Genomic DNA, 8,131 nt, shown 5'->3' with positions numbered 1-8,131 from the left:
ATGGACGGCGCGGCGTTCGACGTCTACGTGCGCACGCAACTGGCGCCATGTCTCGAACCCGGCGATGTCGTCATTCTGGACAACCTGAACGTACACAAGAGCCCAAGAGCCGCGCAGGCCATCGCCGAGCGGGGCGCCTGGCTCTTGTTCCTGCCGAAATACTCCCCCGACCTCAATCCGATAGAAATGGCATTCTCAAAGCTGAAGACGCTGCTTCGAAAGGCGGCCGCCCGAACCTTGGATGATCTCTGGCGCGCTGTCGGCGATATCTGCGCCCTCTTCACACCCGACGAATGCTGGAATTACTTCAAAGCTGCAGGCTGCGTTGCAGATTAATCGCCCGACGCTCTAACCGTGTCGCGGAGATGGTCTTTGAGTGTCGTGCCATGAGAGACTGGCCGATTTCAAAATTCATTCCCTTATAGGCCGGCGGCAGCTTATAGGCCGAGCATCTCAAACGGCCGGCAGCCTCTCAACGATCGTCAGATGGCTTCTTTGTCCCGTGCGAATCTCGGATCACACGATCGATGGCATCCTCCACAACCTCTGTCAGCGTCAGATTGCGGCTTTCGCAGAAGCGATAAAGCCGCTGAAAGAGCTCAACATCGATACGCATGTTGAATTGCTGAGTCTGCGGCCGTCGCTTCGGCGAACGACGCTTGAGTATCCCGTCATCCTCGGCAGGGGGCTCGATCTTCCGCTCCGGCTCGTTGTCGAGCACAAAACCGTGGCGGCGGGAGAAGCTCCTGGACCGGTCAGAGTCCTTCGACCCGACCCGACCACCCCCATCCTTCGAAGACCCGATTGGCCGGTCATGGTAATCATTCATGTGATAGCCTCATCGGGTTGCCTTCCCTCGATCGATTCCGAAAATTTCCTGATGCCGCCGTCGCAAATCGTCGATGTGCGACACGAGAAGAGCAATCTGCGCGCGCGAAGATGCTATGTTCGTAACGGTGTCTGGCAAGGAATAGAGCGTCGCACCTCCGGTTTCGGGGTTAAATAGTTGTCGATAGGCGGTGCGATCGGTCGTTCCGCTCGTCGCGACGAGATCGGGATCGGAGTGGAGCAGCTCGACTGCTTCTCTCGTAATGCGCTCGCGAAGATGAAGTCCGGTTAATGCCATCGGCACGCAGACGACAAATGCGGGTGCCCTGCGGAACTCCCGCGATATGTCGAAACAAACATGACGCGTCGCGATTGCTTCTTTGACATCGAGGAACGCCGCTCGGAACGGGATGCAGACGACGTCCGACTGGGCGACCGCGGTGACCATCAGCTGGGAACCGCCCGCGGGCAGATCGACAAGAATTTCGTCGAACTCCTGTTTACCGAGCGCGATCGCGCGAAGCAGGTCGCGTGAATTGGAAATCGGTGCGATGTCGATCTCGCGGGGTACGAATTTGGAATTCTGCCAGAGCTTGAAGGGCGAATTCGCGTCGCAGTCGAGAATGAGTACCCTCTTCCCCCGCTCCGCGAGTTCGCCGGCGATGGCAGCAGTGAGGGTGGTCTTCCCTACCCCTCCTTTCAACGAAGCAATGATCGTGACAATCGGCATATTCGAACTCCTTCAACGACGAATCGTCGCGAGCAAAGGATCGAATTGCAGCTCGAAAGCTCCGATGCGGAAAATCCTCCAAATGCCAAACCCCTCCGACTGTTACAAATGAGCAACATGCACGCCAGGCAACAGCTCCCTGACGCGGGATAACGCCTCGGTGGCGATTCAATGATGGGAACCGCGGCTCTCATGGACCAACCGCCTACCAAAGCAATCTACGCCGAAGCTATCATGTAGCTATACGATATATAGCGTATAGCTACATGATAGCTAGGAGCGAACCAACAGGGCCGTTGTCCTCCTGGGCACTCACTGAAATGTCACGCGGCCTCCTCGATGCAGCGTCGCTGGCGGCCCGCAAGCCGGGTGCTTCTCTGGTCAACGTCGCACGCGGCCTGGTCTGCGCGGCGGCTGCCGCCAAAACCTGCCGTTCGAGGACTGGACGAGCGTCCTGAGGTCGGAGCGGCTCACCGGCGCGCGGCTCGATTGCCTGACGCACCACGTCCATATCCTGACGATGAACGGCAACAGCTACCCCCTCAGGCAGTCCGCCGGGCGACGTGGGGCTGCCGCGGCAAGGGCGGAGCAAAACCAGGCCACCGCCGAGACCGTGGATCCCAATACCGGCGAGATCACTAACCCCTGATCCTCAGGATAGACCGTGCAGCACTGTCACGGCCAAGGCAGCATTGCCAAGACAGGCGATGGTCGACGGATCTTGCGCGCAACCTCGTCGCAGAGATCCCGGGTCTCGAAGACGCCGATTGCATCGAGCGTCGAAAGCCGCATTGGCAGGACGACGACCTCGGACAGGGCCATTGCCGTCAGCATCATCTGCGAGGCACCAGCGGCGAGATCGATGATCGTCTCTCCGAAGCCTGCACGGCCATACGTCACCGCCTTCTCGAGGGAGTTCGCAACGGTCACGATGGAGATCGCGTCCGAGATCCGACCCGACCCGGACCAGATCCCAAAAGGTTCATGAGGGTCACCATCGATGATGAGAACGCGCCGCCCTGCAAAAGCTAGATGTCCGGCCATCGCCGCACATGCGGTCGTCTTCTCTAACCCGCCCATTTTTGTGGTCAAAACTCGAACCGCTATGCTCGCACCCCCAGCAAATCGTCTATTCGAACGCTCGGGGTCCGTCTTCGAGAAAATGAAGAAAGTTTCGACTGGGCGAGGAAATGATCGGAGCGAGCACTTGCGCAATCTCGCCGCAAGGACGCAGACAGATAGCTGCAGGCTAGCGACTTGCTAGCACCTAGCTAGCACCTAGCTAGTCTCGGCTTCGCACCCCATGCGGCGGAGCAAGACTATCACCGAGACGACGCCTTTGCCCTCGCGCCCTAATCCTACTGCGTCATAAACCTGGCAGGATTCGGTTTGGCGGATATTTCGTTGCACAACAGGGACATCGCTCGAGACTTCGCGCGAGTGCGCTTGTGAGGCGTCTTCGCACGGTCGCGATCGAGTTCGGCACGTGCCGTTCGGGTCGCAGTGGCGGCGCTGCGGGATCGACGACCTGCGGGAACGCCAGGCGTCGGGCGTTTGGTTGGGGCCAGTGCTGAGGGGGGAAACCTCGCCCGTTCGGCGATCAGGAATCCGTATGCTGCGATGCAGAGCGTTGCATGGTGGTGAAAGCCCCGCCAGCCGCGGCCCTCGTAGTGGCCGAGCCCAAGCTCCTGCTTGAGCTCGAGATAGTCGCGCTCGATCCGCCACCGCATCTTGGTGAGTTGCACCATCCGATCGAAGGCGATGCTCTCTGGGAAGGTCGACAACCAGTATTTGCTCGGCTCGTCCTCGCCGTGGGGCCATTCGATCAACAGCCATTCCTCGGGACCGGGCTCGCTGCGATTGTAATCGCGGTGCGCCGGCCGCACGCGCACACGGGCGAAGCGAGACGCGAGCGGCTCTTCGCAGCCCTCCCGCCACGTGATCTTGGTCCACGCCTCGTCGGGCAAGCCGAGCGCCAGCGTCTTGGCTGATACGGGCTGGTGCTCGCGATCGCGGCGGATCCGCTTTGGCGGTCGGCCGCGGCCAGACCAGACACGCGGCGACGGCGGGGGATTGTCCCGCGTCCACAACGATGTCTGCGGCAGGATGCCTGCCGCGTAAGTCAACCCGAGCGTGGTGACACCGGAACGCAGCTTCGTGTCGGCGCCATATCCGGCATCCATCAGGACGACGCCTCGCGGCAAGCCCGCGTCGCAGGCGGCGATGATCTGGTCGAGAGCGATCATCGGCTTGGTCTTGAAGCCGACGTCTTCCGGAACGCCAACTATTTGCCGGCGCGCGGGATCGTCGGCCCAGTCCTGCGGCAGATAGAGACGATAGGCGACTGGAAGGCTCGCTGCGTCGTTTGCGATCGACAGCGAGACGGCGACCTGACAGTTGTCCTGCTTGCCGAGTTGGCCGGAATACTGACGCGCCACGCCGACAGAATGCCTGCCTTTCTTTGGAAAGCTGGTGTCGTCGATGATCCAGGCCTCGATTGCCCGACGAAATGAAGCAGTGACTGGTGTTGTGCGGCGACGCGTGACGGCGCAGTGATCGCTGCCATCGGCTCCACGCTCTTGCGTTCAGCCGGCAGCAACAGGCCGGTGCAGTAGTCTCGAAGCGGTCCGGCGCGATCCGCGTGACCGATCACGCCCACCAGTTCCTCGACGAATGACAGGAAACGCGCTTCACTGCTCACATCGAAAATCTGCGACATGCGTGTGGCTTCTAATCCATCAACACCCCACGATCCTATGTCGTCGCTCGATTTCGAGGAACGCCACTTTCTGACTCAGTATGACTAGCAGGGTGTTGAAAAACGCCGCTCGCCGCAGGGATTTGAGCATGATTCATTGTCTTCGAAGGGATTCGGAGGCCGGGGCATGCGGGGCGACGACAATCGAACGGGCGACCTGTTCAGCTACGTGGATCTGGAGGAGCGGGTTCGGCGCGATCATCCACTGCGTGCGATCCGGACAATCGTAAACCAGGTGCGGATTCCGATTCAAACCGGCCGGGTATTCCGATTTGAAGTCGGCCACCATTCCGGAATGAAGCCGGCCAGCATTCCGATTAATAACCGGCCATTCTCCGGCGTCTGAAGACCCTGGGTCAGCAACTCGGGCATCACTCCTTGTCGAACGAGGAGAGCGTGATGCCGGCAAAGAGAAGGCTGACCATGAGACAATTGCGACAGATGCTTCGGCTTGCCCGGGACGGCATCAGTGCCCGGAAGATCGCCGTGACGCTCGGCGTGGCGAGGAGCACCATCCAGGACAACCTGAAGCGCGCCACGGCGGCCGGTCTGAGCTGGCCGCTGCCGGGCGAGATGACGGACGATGTCCTCGAGAACAGGCTCTTCGACCACGCCGGGGTCAAGCAGGGCATGCGGCGGCGGCCGGAACCGGACTGGGCGGAGGTCGCCGTGGAGCTGAAGAAGCCCGGCGTCACTCTGCAGATACTGTGGGACGAGTATCGCGCCGTTCATCCCGGCGGCTACGGCTACAGCCGCTTTTGCGAACTGTTCCGCAGCTTCGAGCGCCGGCTCTCGCCGACGATGCGCCAGGAGCACGTGGCTGGCGACAAGGTCTTCGTCGACTATTCCGGCAAGAAGATCGCCATCGTCGATCCCCGGACCGGCGAGATCCGCGAGGCCGAACTGTTTATCGCCGTCGTCGGAGCCTCAGCTTCACCTATGCCGAGGCGACGTGGACGCAGGCACTGCCCGACTGGATCGGCGCCCATGTGCGCATGTTCCACTTCCTCGGCGGCGTACCGCGCCTGATCGTGCCCGACAATCTGAAGTCCGGCGTCAACCGCGCCTCGTTCTACGATCCGGAGATCAACCGAAGCTACGGCATGATGGCCGCCCATTACGGCGTCGGCGTCCTGCCGGCCCGGCCCCGCAAGCCGCGCGACAAGGCGAAAGTCGAGAACGGCGTGCGGTTCGCCCAAAGCTGCATTCTGGGCAGGCTGCGGCGGCAGACCTTCTTCTCGCTCGCCGAGGCGAACGCTGCGATCGCCGGGGCGCTCGATCGCATCAACGACCACGTCATGCGTCGGCTCGGCGTCAGCCGCCGGCATCTCTTCGAGACCGTCGAGCAGCCAGCGCTCGCGGACCTGCCGGGGAGCGACTACGAGTTCGCCGAATGGCGCTTCGCCCGCGTCGGCACCGACTACCATGTGGAATTCGACGGCTTCTTCTACTCGGTGCCGCACAGCCTGATCCGTCAGCAGGTCGATCTCCGGGCGACCGCGAAGACGATCGAGATCTTCCACCGCGGCAAGCGGGTGGCCGTTCATCAGCGGCGTTATGGCGGTCGCCGTCATGGCACTGATCCCGATCATATGCCGAGTTCGCATTGGCGCTATGCCGAATGGACGCCGGATCGCTTTTGCCGCTGGGCCGCATCGGTGGGACCCCAGACCGAGGGGCTGATCCTCGCCATCCTCGCTGCCCGCCCGCACCCGGAGCAGGGCTTTCGAACCTGCCTCGGCGTCTTGCGCCTTTACCGCGACATCGAGAAGTCCCGCGCCGAGGCGGTCTCGGCGCGAGCCGTCGCGATCGGCGGCCTCAACTACAAAAGCATCGCCTCGCTCCTGAGCCTGTCGAAGACCGCGAACCCGGGCGCCAGCGCGGCCGCCGACACCAAACCCGCTGCCATCGTCGACCACGTCAATCTGCGTGGCCCCCGCTACTTCCATTGAGGAGAGACACGATCATGCTGACCCATCCGACCCTCGACCTCCTGAATGAGTTGGGCCTGACTGGCATGGCCAGAGGCTTTGCGGATCTCGAGGCCCAACCCGAGGCCCGGGCCCTGGAGCATGGGGAGTGGCTGGCGCTTCTCCTCGAACGCGAAGCGACGCAACGTCGGCAGAAGCGCTTCGAAGCCCGGGCTCGCGCCGCCCGATTGCGTCACGACGCGCAGGTCGAGGATACCGACTTCCGCGCCGTGCGCGGCCTCGACCGTGGCCTCTTCCTCCAATTGGCCGGGTGCGACTTCATCCGCCAGCGGCAAGGCCTGTTGCTGACCGGGCCCGCCGGCGTCGGCAAGAGTTGGCTCGCCTGCGCCCTTGGCCAAAAGGCCTGCCGCGAAGACTTCTCCGTCGCCTACCACCGGGCTCCGCGGCTCTTCGCGACCCTCGGCCTCGCCCGCGGTGACGGTCGATATGCGCGGCTGCTGAAGTCGCTCGAAAGGGTCGACCTCCTCATCCTCGACGATTGGGGACCCGAAACGCTCACCGACGATCAGAGGCGCGACCTCCTCGAGATCGTCGAGGACCGTTACGAGCGACGGTCGACGATCGTTACCAGCCAGGTGCCGGTCGATCGCTGGTACGAGATCATCGGCAATCCGACCATCGCCGACGCCATTCTCGACCCGCTCGTCCACAACGCCTATCGAATCGAATTGTCCGGCGAGAGCCTACGGAAACGAGCTCCACGCACGACGGCCGCAGCGACACCTTGACCGGAAACCCGACACCGACCCATCATCGAATTTGACCCAGGATCAGATCAGGAGGTGGCCGGCTTCATCTTGGAATGCATGGCCGGCTTCGTCGGAATCCGCACGCTGCCTGTCCTGCCTTGAAAACAGTGGTCGATCCACGGGTGTCGGCAAAGCGACACGACGACGAGCGGGTTGTGCAGAAGCTTCTTGTAGAAGGCCGCGCCGAGATGTCGACGGCGGGATGCACCCGAAATTCCGCAGCTTGCTGGTCTCGGCGCGGAGGAACTCGCCAGGCAAACATCGATTACCGCCGTCCAGATCAGTCGGCCCGATGCAGCTCTCGTTGATCCCTACCAGGCGGGCCGATAGGTCCGATCACCCGCCAATTCCTGGTGTCCGGATCGCCCGAGCTGAACCGATCGAAAATGTTCGGCAGTTCGTTGGGACACCTGGCCCTCCAACCGCATTGTCGCCGCCGACGACGGTATCGTCGACCTCTGCCGCGGCAAGTTTGTCGATCAGCCCTTGAAAATCGTTCTCATCGAACTGCAGGACTCGGCGCATGAATTCTGACCCGCGCTCGTTGGTATTTGGCATATCCCGATCCGGCAGCGATGCTCTAACCCGCCCGAGCAACCAAATATCAATGGCCATGTGCGACCATCTCCTTCAGCGTCAGACTTCGGAGATAAGAGATGACCAACCGACGTCAGTTCATGATTGGTGTCCTGCTATACTCTACCCTGTCCGGTCCAACGGCCGCGCATCAAGCGTTCGAGCTTGATGCGAAGTTTCTGCCGCAGCGTGTCGCCTTCTCTGGTTTCACACCCGGAACCATTGTCGTCGATCCGAAGGCGAGGTTCCTTTACCTGGTGGAAGAAGACGGTTTCGCGCGGCGCTACGGCATCGGCGTAGGCCGAGCTGGACTGAGCTTTTCCGGCCAGGCAGTAGTTGGCCGGAAGGCTGAATGGCCCCGTTGGACGCCGACACCAAACATGATCAAGCGCGAACCAGGGAAATATGGAAAATATGCGGGAGGGCTAAAGGGCGGCCCCGGCAACCCTTTGGGTGCCCGGGCGCTTTACCTTCATCGAAACGGCCAAGATACTCTCTA

General features: G+C 61.8%; 9 protein-coding genes and 2 pseudogenes. 6 read left to right on the top strand and 5 right to left on the bottom strand.

Annotation, left to right across the window (positions count from 1 at the left end):
• The coding region (locus H536_RS0121935; RefSeq protein WP_024350444.1) for a transposase at positions 1 to 336 on the top strand (336 nt) is incomplete at its 5' end.
• Positions 337 to 472: 136 nt separating this feature from the next.
• On the opposite strand, the gene H536_RS0121930 is transcribed toward H536_RS0121935, so the two are convergent.
• Together H536_RS0121930 and H536_RS24080 are read right to left on the bottom strand one after the other, a co-directional pair.
• Entirely contained in the window at positions 473 to 829 is a 357-nt protein-coding gene (locus H536_RS0121930; RefSeq protein ID WP_024352452.1) for a hypothetical protein, read from the bottom strand.
• 9 nt (positions 830 to 838) lie between these two features.
• A complete protein-coding gene (locus H536_RS24080; protein WP_060577018.1) occupies positions 839 to 1,558 on the bottom strand; it encodes a ParA family protein in 720 nt (239 codons plus the stop codon).
• Positions 1,559 to 1,961: 403 nt separating this feature from the next.
• Between H536_RS24080 and H536_RS25060 the strand changes: the two genes are divergently transcribed.
• Entirely contained in the window at positions 1,962 to 2,207 is a 246-nt protein-coding gene (locus H536_RS25060) for an ATP-binding protein (protein WP_373279302.1), read from the top strand.
• Between the two features lie 26 nt (positions 2,208 to 2,233).
• On the opposite strand, the gene H536_RS24070 is transcribed toward H536_RS25060, so the two are convergent.
• Both H536_RS24070 and H536_RS22970 read right to left on the bottom strand, forming a co-directional pair.
• Positions 2,234 to 2,638 (bottom strand): ParA family protein, encoded by a 405-nt coding sequence (locus tag H536_RS24070; RefSeq protein WP_081652032.1) that lies wholly within the window; start codon positions 2,636 to 2,638, stop codon positions 2,234 to 2,236.
• A 278-nt stretch (positions 2,639 to 2,916) separates the two neighbouring features.
• Positions 2,917 to 4,277 (bottom strand): annotated as a pseudogene (locus H536_RS22970) (IS701 family transposase).
• Positions 4,278 to 4,443: 166 nt separating this feature from the next.
• Here H536_RS22970 and H536_RS25545 point away from each other — a divergent pair.
• The 3 genes and pseudogenes from H536_RS25545 (at position 4,444) to istB (ending at position 7,035) form a co-directional block, all read left to right on the top strand.
• The gene (locus H536_RS25545; protein WP_081652031.1) at positions 4,444 to 4,662 is read left to right on the top strand and encodes a hypothetical protein; all 219 of its coding nucleotides are present in this window, start codon (positions 4,444 to 4,446) and stop codon (positions 4,660 to 4,662) included.
• 77 nt (positions 4,663 to 4,739) lie between these two features.
• A pseudogene (istA, locus tag H536_RS22965) lies at positions 4,740 to 6,268 on the top strand (IS21 family transposase).
• A 14-nt stretch (positions 6,269 to 6,282) separates the two neighbouring features.
• Positions 6,283 to 7,035, top strand: a complete 753-nt coding sequence (gene istB / locus H536_RS0121905) for an IS21-like element helper ATPase IstB (protein ID WP_024352450.1) — start codon at positions 6,283 to 6,285, stop codon at positions 7,033 to 7,035.
• 357 nt (positions 7,036 to 7,392) lie between these two features.
• On the opposite strand, the gene H536_RS24695 is transcribed toward istB, so the two are convergent.
• Positions 7,393 to 7,671 (bottom strand): hypothetical protein, encoded by a 279-nt coding sequence (locus H536_RS24695; RefSeq protein WP_155898605.1) that lies wholly within the window; start codon positions 7,669 to 7,671, stop codon positions 7,393 to 7,395.
• 41 nt (positions 7,672 to 7,712) lie between these two features.
• Here H536_RS24695 and H536_RS24060 point away from each other — a divergent pair.
• Positions 7,713 to 8,131 (top strand): L,D-transpeptidase (locus tag H536_RS24060; protein ID WP_081652033.1); only part of this gene is annotated, 419 nt, incomplete at its 3' end.

The sequence above is a fragment of the Aurantimonas coralicida DSM 14790 genome (genome assembly GCF_000421645.1).
Taxonomy (GTDB): domain Bacteria; phylum Pseudomonadota; class Alphaproteobacteria; order Rhizobiales; family Rhizobiaceae; genus Aurantimonas; species Aurantimonas coralicida.
Note: the sequence above shows the minus strand (reverse complement) of the source record. Positions and strands in the feature narration are given on the sequence as shown.

Bases quoted from the DNA above. Each gene is read 5' to 3' on its own strand.
- H536_RS24070 (WP_081652032.1), bottom strand. From the start codon at position 2,638: ATGGGCGGGTTAGAGAAGACGACCGCATGTGCGGCGATGGCCGGACAT.
- H536_RS0121930 (WP_024352452.1), bottom strand. From the start codon at position 829: ATGAATGATTACCATGACCGGCCAATCGGGTCTTCGAAGGATGGGGGT.
- istB (WP_024352450.1), top strand. From the start codon at position 6,283: ATGCTGACCCATCCGACCCTCGACCTCCTGAATGAGTTGGGCCTGACT.
- H536_RS25545 (WP_081652031.1), top strand. From the start codon at position 4,444: ATGCGGGGCGACGACAATCGAACGGGCGACCTGTTCAGCTACGTGGAT.
- H536_RS24695 (WP_155898605.1), bottom strand. From the start codon at position 7,671: ATGGCCATTGATATTTGGTTGCTCGGGCGGGTTAGAGCATCGCTGCCG.
- H536_RS24080 (WP_060577018.1), bottom strand. From the start codon at position 1,558: ATGCCGATTGTCACGATCATTGCTTCGTTGAAAGGAGGGGTAGGGAAG.